Source organism: Enterococcus sp. M-BR2, assembly GCF_056612775.1.
The window spans coordinates 1,324,066-1,348,910 of record NZ_CM152743.1 but is presented as its reverse complement, the minus strand read 5'-3'; the positions used below and the strand labels follow the sequence as shown (position 1 = coordinate 1,348,910).

Below are 24,845 nucleotides of genomic sequence, written 5' to 3'. Positions count from 1 at the left end.
TGGAGGAAAGAAATGAAATGAGCCATCCGATATTTAGTATAATTGTTCCAGTTTATAATGCCGAAGACACGATCGTTCATACTATAGAAGTTTTAAAAAATCTGGCATTTGAAGAATATGAAGTGATTTTGGTCAATGATGGGTCAACTGACAAAACAGAGCAGCTGATTCAGTCAACTATCCAAGGAGATAGTCATTTTCAACTTTTTACAACCGAAAATCAAGGACCTGGACTTGCTCGAAATGAAGGCATCAAGCAATCTACAGGGAAATATGTATTATTTTTCGATGCAGACGATGAGCCAGTCAAAGAAATTTTGGCAGATTATCAGCAGTTGTTTGAACAGTATCCTGAAGCAGATTTGCTTATCAGTTCTTTTACATTCCGCACGCTAAGCGGGGAAGAAATCATTTCGGAAAAGGACTATCTTGTTCCAGAATACCAATATACAAATCATGAACAGTTCGTGGATGATATGTATCAACTGATGAATCAGCAGTTGATGTATGTGGTTTGGAACAAATGTTACAAGAGGGAAATCTTGATGGAAAAACAGATTTTATTCAAAAATTACAGCAGTTGTGAAGACCGTATCTTCAATTTGAACTATTATGAACATTGTCAGCAAGTAATATTGAATCCAAGAATCGAGTATATCTATCATTTTGAAGGTGGAAAAGGGATAACCAACCAATATAAACCGAATAAATTTGAAACCTTTAAAGAATTTTATGAATTAGCAAATGTCGTGACAAGTGATAAAGACAAACCAGGTATGGCTTCTCTTCTTTTAAAAGGAACAACCTCTGTCATTTTTTCTATTTATGAGAATCCTGAGCGGACTGCTAAAGAAAAAAGAGAAGAAGCTATGCATATCTTGAATGATCCAGCCATCCAAGAAGCTAAAAAGGTTGCATTGACTGATTCCAGCGCGAAAAAAGTAACAAAATGGCTGTATAATTTGCCGGCTCCTCTATTATTATCTGCGGTGAAAGCCGGCAGCTTTGTGGAAGTGAAAATGCCAAGCATCATGGCATTGTTGAAGAGAGTTTATTAAAAAAGTCGGAATAAGGGGTTGTGACTGTCTTTTGTCACAACCCTTTTAAAAACAAAAAATAGCTGTTTATCTATCCTTTTTCAGTCAGTAAAGAAAGAACCACTTGCATAAGATTGAAAACCGCCTCTATTTATGAGAAAATAGGGAAGATTAATAAAAGAATGGTTGAGGCAACTATAATGTACAGTACAGATCCTGAATTAAAAAAAATTCAAAAAGTAAATCTCGAAATGGCACAATACTTTGTAGATTTTTGTAAAAGTCACGATTTGTTGTGTTATTTTTGTGGTGGTGGCGCAATCGGAGCAATTCGACATAAAGGTTTTATCCCATGGGATGATGATTTAGATTTTTTCATGCCTAGAAGGGATTATGATCGTTTAGCTGAATTATGGGAAACCGGTCCACAAAAAGATAAATTTGTTTTATTAAGACCAACTCTGACGAATCACGATCGGAACTCCTTTACAACTATCCGTAACGTCCAAACGACCTTTATCAAAACGTATCAAGAAGATTTAGATATCCCTCATGGTATCCAATTAGATATTTTTCCGTTAGATACTGCACCTGAAAAGCAAGCAGAACGGAAAAAGCAAAAGATGTGGGCAATGATCTATGCGATTTATCGAAGTCAGCAAGTGCCGCAAAACCATGGGAAAGCAATGGAATTAGCTGGAAAGTTATTGTTAAATAGCGTACCCGCAAAAATGAAGTATAAAATATGGAGATATGCTGAAAAGCAGATGACCAAATACAATGATAACCCGACGAATTTCGTTACAGAACTTTGTGTCGGTCCACGATATATGGGAAATGTTTATCCTGCAAAAGACTTTGAATCTGCTGTGTGGGTACCATTCGAAGATACAGAGATGCCAGTACCAATTGGCTATGATCATTATTTAAGTCAAGTTTTTGGCGACTATATGCAGCTTCCACCTGAAAAAGATCAGGTTTCTCACCATGAAGCAGTTTATATTGACCCAGAACATTCATTCAAAATGTACAAAGGAAAATATTATTTAACTAAAGGAGCAGAAAAAAAATGATTACAGCTATTATTATTGCCGGCGGTGTCGGTAAACGTATGGGACAAGATATCCCAAAACAGTTCATTACAATTGAAGGTAAACCTATTATTATCTATACTTTAGAATCATTTCAAAAACATCCACAGGTCGATCGGATTTTAGTCGTTTGCAAATCTGGTTGGGAAGAAACGATGTGGGCATATATCAAAGAATTCAACATTAGCAAAGTCCAATGGGTCATTACAGGGGGATCAAAAGGACAAGAGTCGATCAATAATGGTGTCCAGTTTTTGAAAGATTATTCTGAAGACGATGATACGATCATCATCCATGATGGTATCCGTCCACTAGTAGACGAACTAGTATTGTCAGATGTAATCGTTAAGTGTAAAGAATTTGGTAATGGCGTAACCTCTCTACCTTACAATGAACAAATTTTTATCAAGAAAACAGAAGAAACGACGGAACAGTATGTTGATCGTAACACATTGCGGCGTGTCTCAACTCCACAAGCTTATCAATACGGAAAACTACGGGCAGCATATGACCGAGCAGTGAAAGAAGACATTGGTATGACTGATTCTTCCTATACGAATACCATGATGGTAGATTTAGGAGAAACTTTATATTTTGCTGCTGGTTCTGATAAAAATATCAAATTGACAACAACAGATGATTTAGAATTGTTCAAAGCATACTTAAAAATGAAAGACTAGGAGAAAGATGATGACGTTGATTAAACAAGCAATGTACCAAGAAGATTTGGCAAATGTGATCAATCATACACCAAAAATAAAACAGCTACATGGCAAATCCCTGCTGATGATTGGCGCTTCGGGAATGATCGGCTCTTTTTTGATTGATACGTTGATGGCTGCTAATGAACAACTAGACATCAAAATCAAAGTATATGCTATGGGCAGAAACCGTCAGAAGCTTGAAAAAAGGTTTGCCAGTTATCTTTCCTTAGATACTTTCGAAATTGTTGAAGGTGACGTCACAGAACCCTTACCAAAAGAAATTCAAGCTGACTATTTGATACACGGTGCAAGTAACACACATCCTAAGGCTTACGCAACTGATCCAATCGGTACGATCATGACTAATCTTGCAGGTACAGAGCAAGTATTGAAACATGCAGTAGCAACCCAGCCTGAGAGAGTATTATTTTTATCAACAGTAGAAATCTATGGCGAAAATCGAGGCGATATAGAAAAATTCACAGAAGATTACTGCGGGTATATCGATTGTAATACACTGAGAGCAGGCTACCCTGAAGGAAAAAGAGTCAGTGAATCATTATGCCAAGCCTACATCGCAAAACACGACCTCGACATCGTGATTCCAAGGCTCTGCCGTACGTTTGGTCCGACAATGCTTTTATCTGATACGAAAGCATCCTCACAATTTATTTTAAATGCAGTCGAACAAAAGGATATTGTTTTAAAAAGTGAAGGAAATCAATATTTTTCGTATGTTTATGTTGGAGATGCTGTTTCTGCTATTCTTCATTTACTGCTTGAAGGAGAAAAAGGAGAGGCGTACAATGTTTCTTCAGAAAACTTTGATTTACGACTAAAAGAATTAGCACAACAGCTAGCTGATATCAGCGGCAAACAAGTAATTTTTGAATTGCCGGATGAGATTGAACAAAAAGGTTTTTCAAAAGCTAGCACAGCGATACTTGATAACAAGAAAATCAAAGAAAATGGTTGGTATCCAATATTTGAATTGAAAGAATCATTGATACACACAGTAGAATTAGTTAAAGGTGAGAAGCAAAATGTGTGAGATTAGTATTATTGTTCCTGTTTATAAAGTAGAACCCTATTTAAGAAAATGTGTAGATTCAATCTTAGCGCAAACATTTACTGATTTCGAAGTGATATTAGTAGATGACGGCTCTCCTGACAACAGCGGTAAAATATGTGATGAATATGCATCAAAAGACAGTCGTGTCCGTGTCATCCATAAAAAAAACGGTGGATTAAGTAGTGCAAGAAATGCCGGGATTGATGTGGCACGAGGGAAATATTTAGGCTTTGTTGACAGTGATGATTATATCGAAAAAGATATGTATGAAGTTTTGTATGAGAATTTAAAAACCCATAATGCTGATATCAGTTCTGTTGAGTTGATTCCTTTTCATGACGATAAGTATAAGAAAGCTAACAAAGAAAAAAAAGTAATTATATTAAATAAAAAGGAAGCAATAAAATCTGTTTTAGAAGGAACGCAATTTTATGCATACGCATGGAATAAACTTTATCGTAAGGAACTTTTTAAAGATAATCGTTACTTGGATGGAAAAACATTTGAGGATGCATATATAATAATAGATCTATTATTTCAAACAGAAAAAATTGTTGTTTCCAATGAAGAGAAATATTTCTATCTTCAAAGAAATGATAGTATTATGGGAAAAAGTTTTTCTATGAATAATTTCGATGTTATAGAAGCATGGCAATATAACAAAGAGAAGATTTTAGATGCTTTTCCAGATTTGCATGATTCCTATTATCGCCGACTATGTTGGGCATATTTTTACGTGTTGGATAAAATGGTTTTATCAAGTAGTTATCAACAAATTCCACGTAAAAAAACAGTAATTGAATTTTTAAAGAAGAACAGAAATTTTATATTAACTTATAAGGGATTCACTAAATCGCGCAAAATAGCTATTATTGCTCTGAGCTTTAGAGTAGATTGGTATAGGAAATTGGTTGAACAAAAAAATAAAAAAAATTAGAATGTTTAAATTAGTAAATAAAAGAAAAGGAATTGAAAACTAAAATGTGCAGAATAAGTATAATAGTTCCAGTTTATAATGTTGAAAAATATTTAAAAAAGTGTGTCGATTCAATTCTAGGCCAAACATTTACCGATTTTGAATTATTATTAATTGATGATGGTTCTACAGATAATTCAGGAAGTATATGCGATGAACTTGCGAAAACAGACAACCGAATAAAAGTGATACATAAGGAAAATGGGGGTCTAAGTGATGCCAGAAATATTGGTATTGAGGTAGCAAAGGGAGATTTTATTGGGTTTATAGATAGTGATGATTACATTGATGAAGATATGTATGCATTTTTATATAACAATATATTGAAATATGATGCAGAGTTATCAATGTGTGGTATTTATGACGTCCATAAGAATAAAGAAATTAAAAAGTTAACTCCTTTTTCTCAATTGGTTACTAAATCTGAAGCAATTGAATTAGTATTAGATGGTAAGCTAGTTGTTGCTAATGCAGTAAGCAAGCTATATAAAAAAGAATTATTTGAGAATGTGAGATATCCAAAAGGAAAAATTGCTGAAGACGCAGCAGTAATACTGAAAATTATCAATCAGTGTAATAAAATCCATGTTGATACTTCTCAAAAATATTATTATTATCATCGTGGAGATAGTATTACTAGTAGAAAATTTACAAAAAAAGATTTTGATATAATTGATGTATGGAATGAGAATGAAAAATGGATTATTAAAAATTATCCTCAAATGTACGATAAAGTACATACTAGAGTTTGTTGGGCTTACTTTGTTGTGTTAGATAAATTAGTTTTAACTGAAGAAAAAGGACTGTATCAAGAAAAAAAACAAGTAAGAGAGTATTTAATTGATAATTTCTTTTTTATTATAAAAAATAAACGATTAACTTTTCAAAGAAAAATATCTATGTTATTGCTTACTTTTGGAATTGCTGCGTATAAAATACCGGTTAAATATCAGTATAAGAAAGTAAAGGCTGTTAATTAATGCTTTAGTTAGGATGAATTAGATGAAAAAAAGCAGGTTAGAGTATTCTTTAATAAATTCTTCTATATCAATGTTTATATATATTTTAAGGATAGTAATACAATTTGTAGGTAGAAGTTTTTTTATTTATTTCTTAGGAGCGAAATATTTAGGATTAAATGGTTTATTTACAAATATACTTAGTTTCTTGTCGTTGGCTGAACTAGGCATAGGCTCTTCTATTATTTATTCCCTATACAAACCATTAGCCCAAAAGGATGAAAGTAAAGTAAAGGCTTTAATGAATTTGTATAAGAAGACATATGAATTTATTGGTATTTTTATCGGCATAGTAGGAGTATTGATTATTCCGCTGTTACCTCTATTTATTAAAAATAGCACAGACATACCACATATGTATCGATATTATGTATTATTTTTATTAAATTCAGTTCTTAGTTATTTTTTCACGTATAAAAGATCACTTGCAATAGCAGATCAAAAAAATTATCTGGTTGCGATTAATGATTTTGCCTTTTTATTCTTTATGAACATTGTACAAGTAATTGCTTTGTACTTTTATTCTAATTTTACTCTATTTCTAATAGTGCAGATTTTGTTTACTCTATTTTCTAATATAAATATTTCCAGAACAGTTGACAAGAGATATTCATATTTAAAAGAGAAAGATGTAATTTCTCTAGATAAGCAAACAAAAGATGAAGTAAAGAAAAATGTCATAGGTAATATGTCCTCAAAAATAGGCGGGGTTATTGTAATGGGGACAGATAATATATTAATTTCTACATTTGTTAATTTAACAGCTGTAGGAATTTATTCTAACTATTCATTGATTGTCACAAGTGTGCAAAATTTATGTAAGCAAATTACTAATTCTATCACGGCAAGTGTAGGAAATTTTGCTGTATCAAATAAAAAAAAGGATTCATTTGAGCTATTTAAAAAACATTTTTTTATCAACCACTCACTAATCTTTTTTTCTTCTATATTGTTATTGACTTTAATGAATCCCTTCATTAGCTTGTGGGTAGGAGCCAAATTCATGCTACCTATGTCAACGACTATTTTAATTGTTTTAAATTATAGTGTACAGGTTTATAGAAATACATCCTTCGTTTTTATAGAGTCATTTGGTTTATATTGGTCTCAACGGAAAAAGCCTATAATTGAAGCAGGTGTAAACTTGTTATTATCTCTGCTTTTGTTAATAGTTTTTGATATGGGAATCAATGGAATACTTATAGGGACTATCGGATCGTCTCTAGGATTTGTGATTTGGTATGAAGCATTTATCATATATAAAACGGTATTTGAGAAACGTTTTATTCATTTCTTTTTAACTTTCTGGCGAAGTTTTATAGAATTAATAATTTCGGCAATAGTCGTTTTTCTATTAAATGAATATTTAGCAAATGGAGGCAGTACGTTCCTTCAATTTATAACTAAAACCTTAATAACTATAGTAACAACATCGATATTATATTTGTTATTATATTTTAGAAGAGAAGAATTTACATTTATCAAAAAAATTCTTTTTAGGTATATTTTAAAAAAATAGCTTTCTATAAAGGAGTGTTTTATTTGAAAATAGCTATACTATCTCCAGCTTTCTCAATGGGAGGAGCTAGTATCGTGGCCTCAAAAATTGCAAAAGGATTAATAGATAGTGGCCATGAAGTTTTTTTTGTTTCTTACTTAGAAAGTGAAAAACCACAAGTAGAATCTAAATATTATGATTTATACGAAAAAAAATTCTTTTTATTTAAAAATTTTTCTCGATTTCATAAGATATTAGAGTATAGATTGTTTGGAGGCTTTGTTCCTAGTAGATATATAAAAAAAGAAAAAGAACAACTAAAAAAAGTTCTAAAGAAAGAAAAACCTGATGTCGTCATATTCAATACTTTTATACCTAGTGTACTATTCTCCGAATTCCTAAAGTATGAATTTCCAACAGTGAAATTAATTACTTGGATGCACTCTGATCCTGATTACAGCTTAAATCATATTGCTAAATTTTATAAAAAAGAATATAGAAAAAGTTTTGAACGCGTGGATTCCATTGTTTGTCTTTCGCAAGATACAAAAGAAAAACTTTCATTATACAATAACCATATTAAAGTTATTTATAACCCATTGACATTAAGCGGCTCTAATTTAATAAGTAACCTTGATAAAAAAATTATTTCATTTACTGCCAGATACGATATAAATATTAAAGGGTTTGATTATTTATGTGAAGTAGCTAAAAACTTACCTGTTGGATGGGCTGTAAGGATTGCTGGAGATGGTACAGAAGAAGAACGTAAAGAGCTGAAAAGATTAATTGAGAAAAATGGTGTGTTAGATAAAATTATTTGCGCAGGTGCATTATTTGGAGATGAATTAATCAATCATTATATAGAAAGTTCTATTTTCATATCTACTTCTAGAAGTGAGGGACTACCATTAGTGTTGATAGAAGCAATGACTTATGGATTACCTGTAATAAGTTTTGCTCATGGTGGTGCTAAGGAAATATTACAAGATGGAAATTATGGAATTTTAATTAAGAATTTTGACGTACAAGATATGAATAATGAGATAGAAAAATTGTCTAATAATCGTTTACTTATGGAAAAATATCAAAAATTCTCTTTAGAAAGAGCTAAGGATTTTAATGAAAAAAAAATAATTGGTGAATGGCAAACATTGCTAAATGAATTAGGAAATGAGGATGTTAGAAATTGAGGACTTCGATTAAAAATTTTAATTTATGGAAAGAATGGTATCTATATATTTTTTTTATAGGGATGATTATTCGTGCAATAAATTTTTATAGTTTATTACCGTCCACTTTTGATAGTATTTTTTTTAAACTTATAGGAATTTCAGGAGTTTTGCTATTAGGGATAGATTTCATAATTAAATTTAATAAAAGAAAAGTAACTTATAACATTTTATTGATAGCATATATGGTGATTTTAGTAATAACGAGTTTTGTTCATAAAGAATATGGTCTAGGAGAAAACTTAAAGACTATAATGTGGGCAATCTTACAGTATTTTTTGATTTATCAGTTTGCTTTTGAGAATAGCGATAATAAACGATTTTTTAAAAGGATAAGTTGGGGATTTATTTATAGTTGGTTTATTTTAGTATCAATGTCAATGGTTCTTTTCTTTGGTAAATTCGGCTATGAGAAATATTATAATGCTAGACATAGGATCAGAATTGGCTTTTTAGAATCAAGACTGTTTGGGACGTTTTCTGATATTAACAATGCTGCTATAGCATCTTTAGTTGTTATTGTCCTAATCTTATTTTATCTTTATAATAAAAAAGTGACAGGATTAAATAAAATCATTTTTTTAATTAATCTTCCATTACAATTTATTTATATAGTATTAAGTGGGTCACGATCTACCTATGTGGTAAGTATAATAATAGTTGCCATATCATCTTTTATTATTGTGTTAAAACGAAATGAAACAAAAAAAGATTTAAAAAACTATATCCTTGCTATAGTATCTTCTATTGGTTCTGTTCTGATTTTATTCGCTTTGTTTAATGCAACTAAGATACTTTTTCAAGAATTATTACCTCATTTAAAAGAAATAAACTTTTTTAATTTTACAGAGCGTCATAAAGAATCAATGAATAATAGTCAACATATTAATAATACTCAAACACCTGATAATACTCTTGTTAGGAAAGACGTAGCTGAAAATACAGATATTTCTAATGCTAGAATTACTATATGGAAAAGTGCATGGGAAATATTTAAAACAAGTTGGCTTATCGGAGTCTCTCCGAAAAATGTAGTATCTTATGCACAGTCAATTATTCCAGATGGATATATTGCGAAAGTAGGAATTGCCATTCATAATGCATATTTAAATGTATTAACTTCGACAGGTATTCTAGGAATAATTCCTTTCATGGCTTTTTTAATAAAGAGTTTTGTGCTGAATGTTTATCGAATCATCTATAATAAATGCATTGGTAAAGATTATCATTTTGTTTACTGTTTAGTTATTTTATCTTATGCACTATACGCAGCTCTTAACAATGAATTAGTCTATGAAAACACTGTAGGAACGTTTGTTTTTTGGCTATTTTTAGGAAGAGTTAATAGCAAAAATAATTCTAGCTATTTTTAGTAATAAATTTTATCTTGAAAAGAGGAGAAAAAATGTTGAATTACTTGATTCCCGGCGGCGCCGGCTTCATTGGCTCGACGCTCGCGAATTATCTAGGAAAAGAAAACAATGTAGTTGTGATCGATGACTTATCGATGGGGAAAAAAGAGAATCTGGATGAATCGAAGCACATCACGTTTATTGAAGGGGATGTCGCTGACAAAAATTTGATGGAAAAGGTCATGAAAGAATACCGTTTCGATTATATTTTCCATCTAGCTGCTGTAGCTAGTGTGGCAGATTCTGTAGAACGGCCTGTAGAAACACATCGTGTAAATTTTGACAGTGCGCTTTTATTGCTTGAATTAGCACGAAAATATCAATCTGATTTAAAACGATTAGTATTTAGTTCCTCAGCTGCAGTTTATGGTGATGAACCAACACTGCCAAAAAAAGAAGAATCAGTCATCCGTCCATTAACACCATATGCTATCGATAAATTTGCAGCAGAGCAGTATTTTTTAGATTATCATCATTTGTATGATGTTCCAACAAGTGCTGTCCGATTTTTTAACGTTTATGGTCCAAATCAAAATCCGAACTCTCCATATAGCGGAGTCATTTCGATTCTAGTGGACCGATACAAAAAACAATTGGCAGGAGAAAAAGCAGAATTTACTTTATTTGGTGATGGGAGCCAATCTAGAGACTTCGTTTATATAGAAGATGTTATACAAGCACTTTTACTTGTTGCCAAGGAAGAAAAAGCTTTAGGACAGCAATTCAATGTCGGTACAGGAAAAAGCACTACGCTACTTGAATTGATCCATTCAATTGATCAAATCTTAGGAACAGAGCTAGCGCTTAAATATGAAGCGGAGCGTTCAGGGGATATTCGTGATTCCTTAGCGGATATTTCAAAAATTCGTTCTTTAGGCTATCAGCCTAAATTTGATATATTGAGCGGAATGGAACGGTATTTAAAGACAGAAATTTGATGAAAAAATGATTGCATCTTTGGATAAATAATTCTAAAAAGTAAAACAAGAATTAAAGTTGTATAACCAACTATTTAATTCTTGTTTTACTTTTTATTTAGGAAATATGTAATTAAATATTTTACATGAAAAAGAGAACTTTATAAAATTCAATTATGACATAAAAGCCAAACTTAATGATCAGTTTGTAACAAACATATATTTTTTATATTACAATATTTCAACAAATTAAAAAAAATATTATATCTTCTTAAACAATGATAATATTAAAATGCAATCGCTTGCAAAAAAGGAGAAGAGGTAAAAAATGAAGAAAAAACTATTAACTTTATTTCTTGTGATGTCTTTCTCAATCGTTTTGAGTGTGTACTACAATACTATTGTTTTTTCAGAACAAATAAACTACACAGAAGAACAGTATAATATAGAAAAAGAAAAAGCTTTAAAAGTTGGTTATAGTGAAGAACAGTTTAAGCAGATTATGGAAATACCTACAAATTTATCAAATGAAAATAGTGAAACAAGAATAGTAAATTATACTATGACTTCTAATCAAACCAAAGTCATTAATAAAGCAATGGAGCAAATTGGAAAGCCATACGAATGGGGAGCATCGGGACCAAATTCTTTTGACTGTGGTGGTTTAGTGAAATATGTTTACAAACAAGCTGTAAATATTGAACTGCCTATGGGAACCACCAATCAAGAGCAATACGGTACAGAGGTAAGTTTAAATTCACTTAAGCCTGGTGATTTATTATTTTACGGCAATCGAGGTGCAACTTATCATGTAGGTATATATAAAGGTAACGGTGTAATGATTCATGCACCGCAACCTGGAGAAACTGTAAAAGAGGTTAACATACAATATTTTTATCCTAGCTTTGCAAAAAGAATTTTGCCTGATGAACCTGACTACCCTTATATTGACTATAATAAAATGGTAACTGTTACAAAAGCTTGGTCAATATGGAATGATTTACAATTTAGTCATGAAATTAAGAAAGCTATTATTGGAGATAATTACAAGATAGGGAAGGTTTATACTAATCCAGAAAATAATAATAAATATGGAGAAATATTAGTAAGTAATAAAGTATATGGATACATTAATTTTGATGCTGTTAAAGAGTTGACTTCTGTTCAAATAAACAGATATTTAACTTCTAAAGATAGTGGTCAACCAATTTGGGGAAATCTAGAGTGTACTATAAGTAAAGGACAAACTACAAAAGATAAAATATATTTTGTTAAAGGAGCATATAATTTAGGGGATGGAAAGTATCTATATTCTATTTATAAAGATCAGGATTCCTCTGAATGGTTAGGGTATTTAAAAGCACATGTTAGTTTAGCCTATACTCCTATTGAAGAAATTAATAAAAACGTAACTGTTACTAAAAATTGGTCGATTTGGAATAATCTACAATGGGAAAAGGAAATTGAAAAGCCTCAGATTGGGTCTGTATTTTCAGCTAGATTAAAGTTAACCAATGTATCGAATAATGCTGTCTATTACAAGCTTTATAAATCTGGAAAATTTTATGGTTATATCAATGCTGAGGCTGTCAAAGACCTTACAACAACAAAGATTAATAAGTATGTTACATTTAGTGTTAATAATGAAGATTTTTGGTCTTCTTTAGATGTAAATTATTCAAAAGGAAAAACTGAAAGAGGCCGAGTATTTTACATTAGTATTTCGTATAATACCGCAGATAACCAACCGATTTATTCAGTATATACAGATGAAACATGTACGGAATGGCGAGGGTATTATAAGGGAAACAACTTTGAAGACACTCAAATTACTATGCTTGAGAATAAAAGCGTGAAAGTAACAAAAAGTGGGTATACAGTGTGGGGAGACTTGAATTTTTGGACTAAGTCAGGAATATCGAACACAGGAGATATATACACCACTGACCGGAAATTTTATAATTTTACCAACAATGCTTACTATTATGAATCGCCGATTGTAAAATTAAGCTAGACAACTAAAAAAGTCATTTGTGCTACACTCAAAATAGTTCCGACCAAAGAATTATAAGGAGTGAGTACAAATGACCTATACCCATCTTACAACGGATGAACTTGTAATAATAGAGTCTTATTTCAAAATTAATCAATCTGTTGCTAAAACTGCCCATTGCTTGAATCGTTCAAGACAAACGATCCATAAAGTATATCTGTTCTTCAAGCAAGGAAAATCAGCCTTAGAATATTATCAACAGTATAAGAAAAACAAATCAAACTGTGGTAGACGTCCGCTTGTTTTACCCGAGGAACAATCAGAATATATTCAAAGAAAGGTTGTTCAAGGATGGACACCCGATGTGATTGTTGGTCGTGCAGCGTTTCCTATTAGTTGTTCTGCTCGTACCATTTATCGTATGTTCAAAAAGGGGCTATTTGATTCTTCTGACTTACCGATGAAAGGCAAGCGTAAACCGAATGGACATCAAGAAAGACGTGGAAAACAAACTTTCCGCCGCTCTATTCATGAACGTGAAAAGGATTATAGCCAATTCTCAAATGAGTTTGGTCACCTTGAAGGTGACACTATCGTAGGTCTGAAACATAAAAGTGCTGTAATTACCTTAGTTGAACGATTATCAAAAGTTATCATCACATTGAAACCGTGTGGTAGACAAGCGATTGATATTGAAAAAAAATTAAATCAATGGTTTGAATCTGTACCGAAAAACCTATTCAAATCCATCACTTTTGATTGTGGAAAGGAATTTTCAAATTGGAAACAGATCAGTAATGTCAATGATATTGCCATTTATTTCGCTGATCCAGGAACGCCGTCTCAAAGAGGCCTAAACGAGAATTCTAACGGATTGTTACGTAGAGATGGTTTATTGAAATCTATGGATTTCAATTCAGTAGATGAATTTTTTATTCAATCTGTCGCATCTAAACGAAATAATATTCCTAGAAAATCACTGGATTATCGAACACCTTTGGAAGTATTTTTGAGTTACGTAAGTATTGATGATCTGTCTAACTTAATTTGACAATTAAGAAATTGAAAAAAAATGGGAAGGTCTATGGCTATATAAATAGTGAAGCAGCTGTAGAGATGAACTAAAATATTGCTGTCCCTTAATCTTATGGGGCAGCAATATTTTTATATTATTAATCATTTTTTTGAAGCGAGGGTAGAAGAATTAATCAATAAATTTTCTTGTTTTGTAATATAATAGTTTAATTACCAAAAATTATTTAAGTAAAATAAGAAATAAATTAACAAATAATAAGGGCAGATAATATTTGTTAATTTATTTCTACTTTTCAGATAGAGTACTAACTAAATTGACTATACAGAGATGACAACTAATATTATGTTAAAGTTTAATTTGATAAGTGAACTCCTTCCATCAGTTCATAAATCTGATTTCTTAAATCAGTGGCCGGCAATTTGATGTTTTTATCTGATTGGATATTACTTTCCATAACGATGGCATCTTTAGTGTCTTTTTTCATCGCCACTACTGCATGGAATCGATTGATATTCCCCTGAGCAAGGATATAATCGTTTCCACTGTAAACACCGCCGCTGTAAGGATGTTTATCACCATTATTTTGCCACAATGAGAAAAGTAGTTCTTTTGGTATGATACCGCCAGAAAGAACACTGGTAAAGAATTTGTTCAAGTCATAAACAGACATACTTATGTTTCCTGTACCTAATTCATTTCGGATGTCGGTTTCAGGCTCGATCAATGCTTTTGAATAATCGTCAGTTGCAGACATCTGGTAAGATACAGCATGTTGAGGCGAATTTTTTATATTGTCATAAAAATCTGTATGTTCTAGATGGAGAGGACGAATGATTTCTTTTTTTAGAAGAGTTTCATAAGGCTGATTCGTTAGTTTGATCAATATCCCTGTAAGCAATGTATAATTCAATGGTTCATAATGATACGTATTATAATCAGTAAGTTTCAAATGATGAAGGGCGAACTGAATGATTTCACTATCCGACATAGGTTTGTCGGGAGAAGCAGTTCGATGAAGACCAGAGCGCATATAAAGCATATTTTTGATTGTGATTTGCTGACTTCCAGGAATCTGAGGATAAAATTCAGCTAACTTTGTGTCAAAAGTTAACTTACCAGCTTGGATTTGTTTTAGTATCAGTAAAGCAGTCATTGCTTTTTGAATCGAACCGATTTGATAGTAAATAGAAGGTGAATTCGATTCTTTTACACGCAGATTTGCATATCCATATCCTTTTTCTAATAGTACGCGATTATTTTTGCGTACATAAATCGAACCGATATAATCTGATTTTTGTAGTAATTGATCAATTTTGCTAGCAAGCATTTGCTCATCGGGCGTTAAATTAGAAGTAAGTTGTGCTGGCTCCGCTTTATAAGTTTGGGACTGAGGTGTTTTTGTTAATTGACCTCCTATAATGATGCCTGTTGAAAAGAAGCAGACAGACAATAATAAAATTACAAGAAAAGAAATAGAAATTTTTTGTTTTTTTCGATGTTTTCCTTTTGACATGTTAATTCCTTTCTATCCATTTTTAACTATTTTTCATTGTAATCCTCAAAAAGAGTATTTGCCACTTACAATTTTGACATAATATTTGGTAAAATAATTCACGGCAGTAGAAATTTCATGTATAATAAACAGAGTTACGAAGATGATAGTAAGGAGGAGTTGTTTTGTCAGGAAACAAACAACACCCAAGTAAAGATAAAAAAGAAGCCAGTAAGGCAGCTACAGCAGATATAATCGACAAGCGGAGAAATCTGCGTAAAAAAGAAGATAAGATTGTGAGGAAGATCATTTTAGTGATTGCTCTTACATTATTGATTATTGGCGGATTTCTTGGATTTACCGTGTATCGTTATGTAGATAACGGGTTGAAGCCTTTAGATAAATCAGATGACCAATTAGTCCAAGTCGAGATCCCGAGTGGCTCTTCTAACAAGCAGATTGGTGAGATTTTGGAGAAGGACAATATTATTAAAAGCGGGATTGTTTTCAATTATTATACAAAATTTAAAAATTTAACTGGCTTTCAAGCTGGCTATTATCAGTTAGCGCCTAATATGACTCTTGACGAGATTGGCAAACAGTTGCAAGAAGGTGGTACTTCTGAGCCAACAAAAGTTGCAGATGGGAAAATTGCCATTCCAGAAGGGTACGATATCGATCAGATTGCTGAACGGGTAGCGAAGGTAACTGGTAAAGACAAGAAAGAATTTTTAGATTTAGTGAATGATGAGACTTTCTTTAACGAGTTGCACCAAAAATTCCCAGAACTGTTGGAAAGTGCATCTAAAGCTGAGAACACAAAATACCGTTTGGAAGGTTACTTATTCCCAGCCACATATGATTATTACACGAGTACTTTGCTTAAGGATCTAGTGATTGAAATGGTGAACAAGACGAATACGGTCATGCAAAACTATTATTCAGCTATCAAGCAGAAAAATTTGACTGTACAAGAAGTTTTAACTCTAGCTTCTCTAGTTGAAAAAGAAGGCGTAAAAGAAAATGATCGTAAAAACATTGCACAAGTCTTCTTTAACCGAATCAAAGCAAATATGCCACTTCAGTCAGATATCTCTGTTTTATACGCATTAGGTGAACACAAAGAATTAGTGACGTATGAAGATACAGCTGTAGATTCACCATATAATTTGTATACCAATACCGGCTATGGACCTGGACCTTTTGACAATCCAAGCGAAGAGGCAATCAAGGCAGTATTAGAACCAGCAGAAAATGACTATTATTATTTCGTAGCAGATACGAGCACTGGAAATGTTTATTTCGCTAAAACTTATGAAGAACATATGGAATTAGTGGAAAAATATGTAAATAATTCTTAGAAAAACAGGCTCTAGACATTGATCATTTTTAGAAAAACATTTACATTTGAAGAAAAGCGTGGTAATCTTTTTTGGACTATATTCCTCAAAAGATTACCTTTTGCGGTATTTTATCGAAAAAAGGAGACGTTACACATGGTAGAGAAAGTTTATCCAATGACTCTAGAAGGTAAAGAAAAATTAGAAAAAGAATTAGAAGAACTAAAAACAGTCAAACGCGGAGAAATCATTGAACGAATCAAAATTGCCCGCGGTTTCGGAGATCTTTCCGAAAACTCTGAATATGAATCAGCGAAAGATGAACAAGCATTTGTTGAAGGAAGAATCACAACAATTGAAAATATGATTCGTTTTGCTCAAATCATCGATAACGACGGTGTAGATGCAGATGAGGTATCAATTGGTAAAACAGTTACATTCATCGAACTACCAGATGGAGAAGAAGAAGAGTACACGATTGTCGGAAGCGCTGAAGCAGATCCGTTTTCTGGCAAAATTTCCAATGATTCTCCTATTGCGCAAGCATTGATTGGCAAACGTATAAATGATGAAGTAACTATTGCTACTCCAGGTGGCGATATGTTAGTTAAAATCGTCAAAGTAGAACAAGCGTAGTCTGACTGAAAGATCTAGAGAGTTCATCTTACTGATGATACACTCTAGATCTTTTTCTCTTTGTGTATTTTAGATTTCAACAAACGATCTTACATCTAAAGTCCTATAGCCAACAGTTAAAAAAATAGGTATGATGAAATGAGAATGTGTCAGGAGGGAGAAAGAGCGATGAATAGTTCTTGGCGTTTTTTTGTGGTAGTTGAAGCACTACTGCTGTTATTTGCTGTTTGGCAAATCGTAAACAATACTGGACTTTTGCTTTTAGTGATATTCGGTATTTTCAATATATATCTAGCTATGCGCAAACATCCTCGTACTAAATTTCAAAATTTTCAATTGATATTAGGAAGTTTGGTCATTTTTTTTAGCTTAGTCAACAGTCCTGCTTTATGGATGATGGCTGTATTTGCCGTTTTATTTATTGGTCTGAAAGGTGTAGAGATTTCAGGGATAGATTTAACCAAAAATGCTTTTTGGCGAAAGAAACAGATCATGATGATCCAAACAGAGCAATTAAAAACACATAATAATGAGCGGAAAAGACAGCAATTATTCGGTAACCAACGTATTGGAAACGACGTCTATGAATGGGACGATATCAACATCGCCGTCATTTCTGGTGATACTATCATAGATTTGGGCAATACGCTTTTGCCAAAAGATGATAATATTGTGATTGTAAGAAAAGGGATAGGCAGAACACGGATCTTAGTACCTTTGGGCGTAGCCATCCGATTAGAGCATGCGACATTAGTAGGAAATGTCTTGTTTGAAGAAGAGCAATTTTCTTTGAAAAATGAACAAATCAAAATCTACAGCAGTGATTATGATGAAAACCCTCGTAGATTGAAGATTATTACTAATACCTTGATTGGAGATGTCGAGGTGATACGAATATGATGGGAAAAATATCCAGAGCGATGCTAGCTGTTTATTCGGGGATTGCGGCTTTCCTTATTATTCTATTTTCACTTTTCACTTATTTTTATGCCAGTAATCAAAGTCATTGGTGGGGAGAATTACTGCGTGCACGTTTATTATATGTTCCGCTTATCTTCCATTTGTTAGCCATTTCCTTAGGTGTAGGATTAATCGTCTTTCTATTATTATCACTTATTCAAAAGACAAAATACGGGAAAATCGAAGAAAAGCTGCGTGCACTCTCTTCTGGCAATTATGAATCCAAATTGTTGCTTCTTCCGATCCCAAGTGCATCGGACGATTTATACATCAAAGATATTGATAAGGAAATCACTAAGATAAAAGAAAAAATGATTGAAGTATCTAGTGAATTACAAATTGTAACGAGCCGTCCCCAATATGTAGATGGACAAACCAAAGAAGAAATTTTAGAATTAGAAAGACATCGATTAGCCCGTGAGCTGCATGATTCAGTTTCGCAACAATTGTTTGCAGCAATGATGATGATGTCGGCATTGACGGAGCAAGCAGAAAAAAGCGAGACACCAGAAATGTTCCGCAAGCAGTTGAAAATGGTAGCAGAGATCATCAACGCTTCCCAGTCTGAGATGCGTGCGCTGCTTCTTCATCTGCGTCCAGTCAATTTGGAAGAGAAAAGTTTAAAGCAAGGTATCGAGCAGTTATTGAAGGAATTGCAAAATAAAATCCAGATTTCGCTGAAATGGGATGTAGAAGATGTAAAACTATCTAGTTCCATTGAGGATCACTTGTTCCGAATCGTTCAAGAATTGTTATCAAATACATTAAGACATGCCAAAGCCAATGAATTAGAGGTATATTTGCACAAAATAGACAATAATCTTTTGTTACGTATTATTGACGACGGAACAGGGTTTAATATGAATGAAACGAAAACGGGAAGTTATGGATTGAACAATATCAAAGAACGAGTAGCTGGTATTGGTGGAACAGTAAAAATCATTAGTTTTAAAGGGCAAGGTACAAGTGTAGAAATCAAGGTCCCTTTGATGAAGGAGGCATAGATAAGGATGATAAAAGTTTTATTAGTAGATGACCATGAAATGGTGCGCTTAGGCGTCTCTTCTTATTTATCTATTCAAGAAGACATTGAAGTAATTGGAGAAGCTGAAAATGGACGACAAGGCTATGAGAAGGCGATGACACTTCGACCGGACGTCATTTTAATGGACTTAGTCATGGAAGAAATGGATGGTATCAAATCAACAAAAGCAATCTTAAAAGATTGGCCAGAAGCTAAAATCATTATCGTAACCAGTTTTATTGATGACGAAAAAGTTTATCCTGCCATTGAAGCAGGTGCAGCAGGGTATTTGTTGAAGACCTCTACCGCACATGAAATTGCTGATGCTATAAGGGCAACGCAACGCGGCGAGCGAGTATTAGAACCAGAAGTGACAACAAAAATGATGGAAAAAATGAGTCGGCGAAATGAGCCTGTATTACATGAAGAACTAACGAATCGGGAAAATGAAATTTTAATGCTGATTTCTGAAGGAAAAAGTAATCAGGAAATAGCGGACGAATTGTTCATTACACTGAAAACAGTAAAAACACATGTTTCCAATATATTGGCTAAGCTAGAAGTGGAAGACCGTACACAAGCCGCTATCTATGCATTCAAACATGGTTTGGTGAAATAAAAACGATGATAAAGAGGATAATCAAAAGCTGAGAAAATAACTATTATTTTTCTTGGCTTTTTTACAATAATGATGCTTGCTTTTGTTTTTGTAAAGGCTTTGTTATACTGAGAAAAGAAGATACTAAAGGAGGAAAACGGTGAAACAAAATTTTGCAATTGTAGGTCTTGGACGATTTGGCGGAAGTATCTGCCGAACACTGATCGAAGCTGGTCAAGAAGTACTGGCTATTGATAGTAATGAAGATCGGGTCAATGAATATATGAATATAGCCACTCATGCTGTTGTGGCAAATGCACAGGATGAAATGACACTTCGATCATTAGGCATAAGAAATTTCGATCATGTAATTGTCGCTATTGGAGAAGATATTCAAGCCAGTATCTTAGTTACTCTGATGGTAAAGGAAATGGGCGTACCAAATATTTTAGCAAAAGCCCAAAATGAGTATCATGCCAGAGTACTTGAAAAGATCGGAGCTGATCGCGTCGTCCATCCTGAACGAGACATGGGAATACGGATTGCGCATAATTTAGTGTCAAAGAATATTTTAGATTACCTAGAGTTGTCAGATAAATATTCTTTAGCAGAAATCCGAGTATCCAATCCTAAATTTTTCAATAAAACATTATCTGAATTAAATTTCAGACAACGTTTTGACCTAACAGTAGTTGCAATTCGCAGAGTAGATCAAACGGTGATCGCTTCACCTGCAGCAGATGAATATGTTCGTGAAAACGATAATCTACTAGTGATTGGTGAGACAGGCGATGTGGATATTTTAGACGATAAGATGAATCAATAGAAAGCAGGTTGTTAGGATGGAATTAACAGTAACGCCAAAAGCACAAAAATGGTTTGAATCAGAAATCGATCTGCCAGAAACTTACGGAATACGTTTTTTTGGAAAAGTCTACGGCAAAACAGAAGTTCATGATGGTTTTTCGATTGGGATGTCAGTGGAACAGCCTGAACATCCTGTCAAGAAAGTGGAAATAGATGGGACACTGTTTTTTATTGAGGATGCAGATGAATGGTTTTTTAAAGGATATGATTTACTTGTAGATTATGATCCAAAACTAGAAGAACCAACCTATCACTTTAAAAAACAATAGAAGCAAGAGGGTGTGACAAGTTGTCACACCCTCTTGCTTAAAATAGGCTGATTCAGCTATCAATATCCTGCAGATAATTTGACTTGATTGGTTTGAAGGTCATGAGTAGCAAGGTAGCTTTTTAGATTAGTTAAAAAAATAGACATTAATTTCTTTTGAAAATCAGGTGTCAGACCTGCAATATGGGACGTGATCAGTACATTGTCCATTTTCCAAAGAGGGTGATCTGGTGGGAGAGGCTCCTCCTCAAAAACGTCTAATGCCGCAAAGGAAAGTTGCTGCTTGTTTAATGCTTGTATCAAATCTTGCGTTTTAACAGAAGCGCCACGACCGACATTGATAAATACAGCTTTTGAATCAAAGTGTTCAAATATGTGTTGATCAAAGAGACCAGTTGTTTCCTCCGTTAGAGGTAAGATATTGACGACGAAATCTACTTCAGGAAGGACTTCCTGAAGTTGCTTTAAAGAAAAAGTTTTTTCCATTCCTTCTGCTGGATGACCGGATGTATTGATTCCATAGCAAATCATATCCAATGCTTTGACTTTCTTTGCAATCATTTTTCCAATATGGCCAGTTCCAATGATCAATATTTTTTTCCCTTGGATAGGTTGGTAATGGATTGAGGAACCTAACCATTTCATTTCACTCTGTGCCCTTTGTGCTTGGAAAAGACCACGAGAATAACCTAGAATGATTCCTAATACGTGCTCGGTAATTGATTCACTGTGGATACCACTTCCATTTGAAAGTAAGATATGTTTTTTTGAAAATGCTTCAAGTGGGAGTTGATCAACTCCCGCTGAGATAGACTGTACCCATTTCAAGTTAGAAGAGGCTAATAGTTTTTCTTGATAGTTTGAGTTCCAACCCAAACTGATCTCTACATTTGGTAGATCCTCTGGTTGTAATTCTGTCTTGAAGACATAACCAGGCGCTATAGTATGGATTTCTTCGATAAATTCGTCACGAAATGGACGATCTGCGTAAATGATTCTTTCTGACATAGTTGATTACCCGCCTTTCTTTACTTTAAGTGTAGCGCATATAAGAAGAACTTTGAAGTGCCATGCTTTTTTAGAAATTAATATTGTATAAATAAAAAAGAGTTGTGACAAAAGATGTGTCACAACTCTTTTTCCGAATAAACGGTGTTCCAGAAGTAGCTTCTGCCACAATCTCTAAAAGAGTTTATTGAAGTTGAAATAATAAGTTGTCTGTATTTCTAACTGATCGATATTTTTGACCATCCTTTGACAGCTTGAGCAAAAATAAAGATACCTGCAAAAGCAATAAATGCACTAGTGTCAAAAGAAGGGAGAAAGATCATCAAGAGTGTTGCAATGATAGTCGGTAACGAGATTGAATAAATCAATGTCTTCAAGCAATCAAGGAAAGTAGCTTTTGTTAGTCGAAAGCGTGCATAGAGAAAAGCAGCGACATTGGCAAATAGTAAAGTGATCAGCAGATTCAAGAAACTAGGATAAATCGAAAATAGAAAGGTCAGGGCTTTTACCCAAATCGGTATAGATGCTTCACTTAAGAAGGATCGAAGCTGCTTACCTGTTAAACTTTTTAAAGATTCATTGGTGTAGGGAAGTTCTAACTGATTATTATTCAATAAAGCAGAGGTAGTGCCTGTATTGGGAAGAGCAATGATAAGTTTGTCTTTTAACATCCCGACACTAACGAAATTTCCCATCAAATCAGTAGAGATGTCTTGTTCTGTACGTTTTCCCTCTGGATCAAATGTAAAGATAATGGAGTTTGTTTGGTAAATGAAACCTTCTTTTTCTTTTGTTTGAAGCTGTCCGTTTTGGACTGTAAAATCAGGAATGCGGGTAGCAATCTTTTGTCCGTCCAATTGAATGTTATTTAAGACTTGAAAAACTTGGAAAGAGATTGGCAGAGCCATAATTACACTCAAAATCAGAAGATAGACAATAGCTTTCCAAAATGGAACGTTTCTCGCCTCCTTAAGGTCTTTGAATCGTATAAAGGAACTGATAATTAATTGTTTTGTTGTCATAAGTACTCCTCATCTAGTAGTGTCATCACTTGCAATTCTAGCGAAGTATCAAGTGAAATACAAGTGCTTTAAGGAAACATCTGAATGATTGGTGAAATATCAAAAAAATGTTATTCTTGATTTAAGATTATTCAATACAAATAAAATGGAGGAATGAATCGTGCATACACAGCCACAGAGATCATCAAAAAAGCTATTTGGGGTAGTGGTGCTGAATGCGGTGATCACTTTATCAGAATTTATTGGAGGGGTTGCGTCGGGAAGTTTGTCTCTTGTTTCAGATGCTTTTCATAACCTTAGTGATACATTAGCAATCATTTTTTCTTATGGAGCACAAAAAATGGCCAAAAAAGAAGCGAATGAAAGGCATACGTACGGTTACCAGCGTTTAGAAATATTGAGTGCTTTCATCAACTCATTCATACTGATCATATTATCTTTGTTTTTAGCTGTTGAAGCATTTAAACGGTTCAATTCCCCAGAAAAGATAAATAGTCATTTGATGCTGATAGTAGCAGTTATCGGATTGCTTGCGAATTTGTTTTCGACGTTATTGTTGAGACAAGAAGCAGACGAAAATTTGAATATAAAATCTAGTTATCTGCATTTGTTAAGCGATACACTGTCTTCGATAAGTGTGATTATCGGAGCAGTTTTGATTCGATTTTTCGGTATCTATTGGATTGATCCAGTTATTACATTGATCATTTCGATATATATATTGTTAGAAGCAATAATAGTGATTAAAAAAGCTGCGGCTATTTTGATACAAAGTGCACCTACGATCGACTATGAAAAAATGGAGCAAGAAATCAAAGCAATCGAAGGGGTGAAAGATGTTCATCATGTCCACATTTGGCAGTATAGCGAAAAGATTATTATTTTCGACGGACATATTGATTTTGAAGATCAGCTGCTAAGCGAGATTGAAAAGGCATATCCGCGTATAACTTCTTTATTAAAATTAAAGTATGGGATTACACATGTAACGATTCAAGCAGAGACACATGTAAAAGACCAAAAAAAATTAATTTTTTTAAATAAAGATGAAAGTTACTGAAAAATAGAGTATGATAAATAAGAATTTCTAATAAGGTAGGTTGGCTCATGAAGCAGTATCGACAAATAAAAGGATATTTAGAAGCAAAGGGATATTGGGAGATACTGGTTTATCTCTTTTTTGGTGGTTTGGCTACGATTGTGAACTTTGTTAGTTTTGCCCTCGCACGCCAATATTTTGATTTAAGTATGGCTCTATCCAATTCTATTTCATGGTTTTGTTCTGTATTGTTTGCTTTTGTGACGAACAAACTTTGGGTATTCCATTCAAAATCACCGAATTTTACACATGCACTTATTGAATGTGGTAAGTTCTTCTTTTACCGCATCCTTTCTTACGGGTTGGACATGGGAGCAATGGTGTTATTAATCAATGTCATGAACAGCAATGAATATGTGGCAAAAATTATCACTCAAATTATTGTTATCCTAGCTAATTACATTTTCAGCAAGTTGTTCATTTTCAAAGAAACTGAGGTTTTTGAAGAAGAAGTAGGCCAAGGAGAAAAAGACGACTAGGCATAACTATTGAAGAATTTCCTTCTCTTTGTTATTCTTTGTAATGTAGACATTATAAAGAAAAC

The 24,845-nt window shown here is 33.3% G+C and carries 24 protein-coding genes; 21 read left to right on the top strand and 3 right to left on the bottom strand.

Annotated elements, in window-relative coordinates:
- Positions 1-17 precede the first annotated feature (17 nt).
- The 12 genes from AC1F25_RS06565 (at position 18) to AC1F25_RS06510 (ending at position 14,002) form a co-directional block, all read left to right on the top strand.
- A complete protein-coding gene (locus AC1F25_RS06565) occupies positions 18-1,058 on the top strand; it encodes a glycosyltransferase family 2 protein (RefSeq protein WP_151668652.1) in 1,041 nt (346 codons plus the stop codon).
- Between the two features lie 179 nt (positions 1,059-1,237).
- Positions 1,238-2,110, top strand: coding sequence for a LicD family protein (locus tag AC1F25_RS06560; protein ID WP_151668653.1), 873 nt, complete (start codon positions 1,238-1,240; stop codon positions 2,108-2,110).
- Positions 2,107-2,808 carry an IspD/TarI family cytidylyltransferase gene (locus AC1F25_RS06555; protein WP_002310302.1) on the top strand — a complete coding sequence of 234 codons (702 nt, stop codon included), beginning with the start codon at positions 2,107-2,109 and terminating at the stop codon, positions 2,806-2,808. The genes AC1F25_RS06560 and AC1F25_RS06555 overlap by 4 nt, the downstream gene beginning before the upstream one ends.
- 7 nt (positions 2,809-2,815) lie before the next feature.
- Positions 2,816-3,883, top strand: coding sequence for an NAD-dependent epimerase/dehydratase family protein (locus AC1F25_RS06550; protein ID WP_025476957.1), 1,068 nt, complete (start codon positions 2,816-2,818; stop codon positions 3,881-3,883).
- Positions 3,876-4,841, top strand: coding sequence for a glycosyltransferase family 2 protein (locus tag AC1F25_RS06545; protein ID WP_151668654.1), 966 nt, complete (start codon positions 3,876-3,878; stop codon positions 4,839-4,841). The genes AC1F25_RS06550 and AC1F25_RS06545 overlap by 8 nt, the downstream gene beginning before the upstream one ends.
- 44 nt (positions 4,842-4,885) lie before the next feature.
- A complete protein-coding gene (locus AC1F25_RS06540) occupies positions 4,886-5,860 on the top strand; it encodes a glycosyltransferase family 2 protein (RefSeq protein WP_002331237.1) in 975 nt (324 codons plus the stop codon).
- Positions 5,861-5,882: 22 nt separating this feature from the next.
- Positions 5,883-7,418 carry a lipopolysaccharide biosynthesis protein gene (locus tag AC1F25_RS06535; RefSeq protein WP_172966957.1) on the top strand — a complete coding sequence of 512 codons (1,536 nt, stop codon included), beginning with the start codon at positions 5,883-5,885 and terminating at the stop codon, positions 7,416-7,418.
- A 56-nt stretch (positions 7,419-7,474) separates the two neighbouring features.
- Positions 7,475-8,590: a glycosyltransferase gene (locus AC1F25_RS06530; protein ID WP_115256122.1), complete on the top strand. Its 1,116-nt coding sequence runs from the start codon at positions 7,475-7,477 to the stop codon at positions 8,588-8,590.
- On the top strand, positions 8,587-10,002 hold the full coding sequence (locus tag AC1F25_RS06525; protein WP_115256041.1) for an O-antigen ligase family protein: 1,416 nt from the start codon (positions 8,587-8,589) through the stop codon (positions 10,000-10,002). Before AC1F25_RS06530 ends, AC1F25_RS06525 begins: the two co-directional genes overlap by 4 nt.
- Positions 10,003-10,034: 32 nt before the next feature.
- A complete protein-coding gene (locus AC1F25_RS06520) occupies positions 10,035-10,979 on the top strand; it encodes an NAD-dependent epimerase/dehydratase family protein (protein WP_115256039.1) in 945 nt (314 codons plus the stop codon).
- Positions 10,980-11,286: 307 nt separating this feature from the next.
- Positions 11,287-12,972 carry a C40 family peptidase gene (locus tag AC1F25_RS06515; RefSeq protein WP_479993986.1) on the top strand — a complete coding sequence of 562 codons (1,686 nt, stop codon included), beginning with the start codon at positions 11,287-11,289 and terminating at the stop codon, positions 12,970-12,972.
- Positions 12,973-13,042: 70 nt separating this feature from the next.
- Positions 13,043-14,002 carry an IS30 family transposase gene (locus AC1F25_RS06510; protein WP_002336308.1) on the top strand — a complete coding sequence of 320 codons (960 nt, stop codon included), beginning with the start codon at positions 13,043-13,045 and terminating at the stop codon, positions 14,000-14,002.
- A gap of 337 nt (positions 14,003-14,339) precedes the next feature.
- Here AC1F25_RS06510 and AC1F25_RS06505 read toward each other — a convergent pair whose 3' ends face one another.
- Positions 14,340-15,500, bottom strand: coding sequence for a serine hydrolase domain-containing protein (locus AC1F25_RS06505; RefSeq protein ID WP_119365081.1), 1,161 nt, complete (start codon positions 15,498-15,500; stop codon positions 14,340-14,342).
- 164 nt (positions 15,501-15,664) lie between these two features.
- Between AC1F25_RS06505 and mltG the strand changes: the two genes are divergently transcribed.
- From mltG to AC1F25_RS06470, 7 genes are all read left to right on the top strand, one after another.
- Positions 15,665-16,840 (top strand): endolytic transglycosylase MltG, encoded by a 1,176-nt coding sequence (gene mltG / locus AC1F25_RS06500; protein ID WP_479993985.1) that lies wholly within the window; start codon positions 15,665-15,667, stop codon positions 16,838-16,840.
- Between the two features lie 135 nt (positions 16,841-16,975).
- A complete protein-coding gene (gene greA, locus AC1F25_RS06495; RefSeq protein WP_479993984.1) occupies positions 16,976-17,455 on the top strand; it encodes a transcription elongation factor GreA in 480 nt (159 codons plus the stop codon).
- A gap of 168 nt (positions 17,456-17,623) precedes the next feature.
- The gene (gene liaF, locus AC1F25_RS06490; RefSeq protein ID WP_002292871.1) at positions 17,624-18,355 is read left to right on the top strand and encodes a cell wall-active antibiotics response protein LiaF; all 732 of its coding nucleotides are present in this window, start codon (positions 17,624-17,626) and stop codon (positions 18,353-18,355) included.
- A complete protein-coding gene (liaS, locus tag AC1F25_RS06485; RefSeq protein ID WP_002289154.1) occupies positions 18,352-19,419 on the top strand; it encodes a two-component system sensor histidine kinase LiaS in 1,068 nt (355 codons plus the stop codon). Before liaF ends, liaS begins: the two co-directional genes overlap by 4 nt.
- A 6-nt stretch (positions 19,420-19,425) precedes the next feature.
- On the top strand, positions 19,426-20,058 hold the full coding sequence (locus tag AC1F25_RS06480) for a response regulator transcription factor (protein ID WP_151668688.1): 633 nt from the start codon (positions 19,426-19,428) through the stop codon (positions 20,056-20,058).
- Positions 20,059-20,197: 139 nt separating this feature from the next.
- On the top strand, positions 20,198-20,863 hold the full coding sequence (locus AC1F25_RS06475; RefSeq protein ID WP_002292869.1) for a potassium channel family protein: 666 nt from the start codon (positions 20,198-20,200) through the stop codon (positions 20,861-20,863).
- Positions 20,864-20,879: 16 nt separating this feature from the next.
- A complete protein-coding gene (locus AC1F25_RS06470) occupies positions 20,880-21,173 on the top strand; it encodes a HesB/YadR/YfhF family protein (RefSeq protein ID WP_002292868.1) in 294 nt (97 codons plus the stop codon).
- A gap of 59 nt (positions 21,174-21,232) precedes the next feature.
- Here the strand turns inward: AC1F25_RS06470 and AC1F25_RS06465 are convergent, their stop codons facing one another.
- Both AC1F25_RS06465 and AC1F25_RS06460 read right to left on the bottom strand, forming a co-directional pair.
- A complete protein-coding gene (locus AC1F25_RS06465) occupies positions 21,233-22,180 on the bottom strand; it encodes a phosphoglycerate dehydrogenase (protein ID WP_151668687.1) in 948 nt (315 codons plus the stop codon).
- A gap of 218 nt (positions 22,181-22,398) precedes the next feature.
- Positions 22,399-23,202 carry a DUF1189 domain-containing protein gene (locus AC1F25_RS06460; protein WP_151668686.1) on the bottom strand — a complete coding sequence of 268 codons (804 nt, stop codon included), beginning with the start codon at positions 23,200-23,202 and terminating at the stop codon, positions 22,399-22,401.
- A 160-nt stretch (positions 23,203-23,362) separates the two neighbouring features.
- Here AC1F25_RS06460 and AC1F25_RS06455 point away from each other — a divergent pair, with 160 nt between their 5' ends.
- Positions 23,363-24,262 carry a cation diffusion facilitator family transporter gene (locus AC1F25_RS06455; RefSeq protein ID WP_479993983.1) on the top strand — a complete coding sequence of 300 codons (900 nt, stop codon included), beginning with the start codon at positions 23,363-23,365 and terminating at the stop codon, positions 24,260-24,262.
- A 47-nt stretch (positions 24,263-24,309) separates the two neighbouring features.
- A complete protein-coding gene (locus AC1F25_RS06450) occupies positions 24,310-24,780 on the top strand; it encodes a GtrA family protein (protein ID WP_002310319.1) in 471 nt (156 codons plus the stop codon).
- The last annotated feature ends 65 nt before the right edge of the window (positions 24,781-24,845 follow it).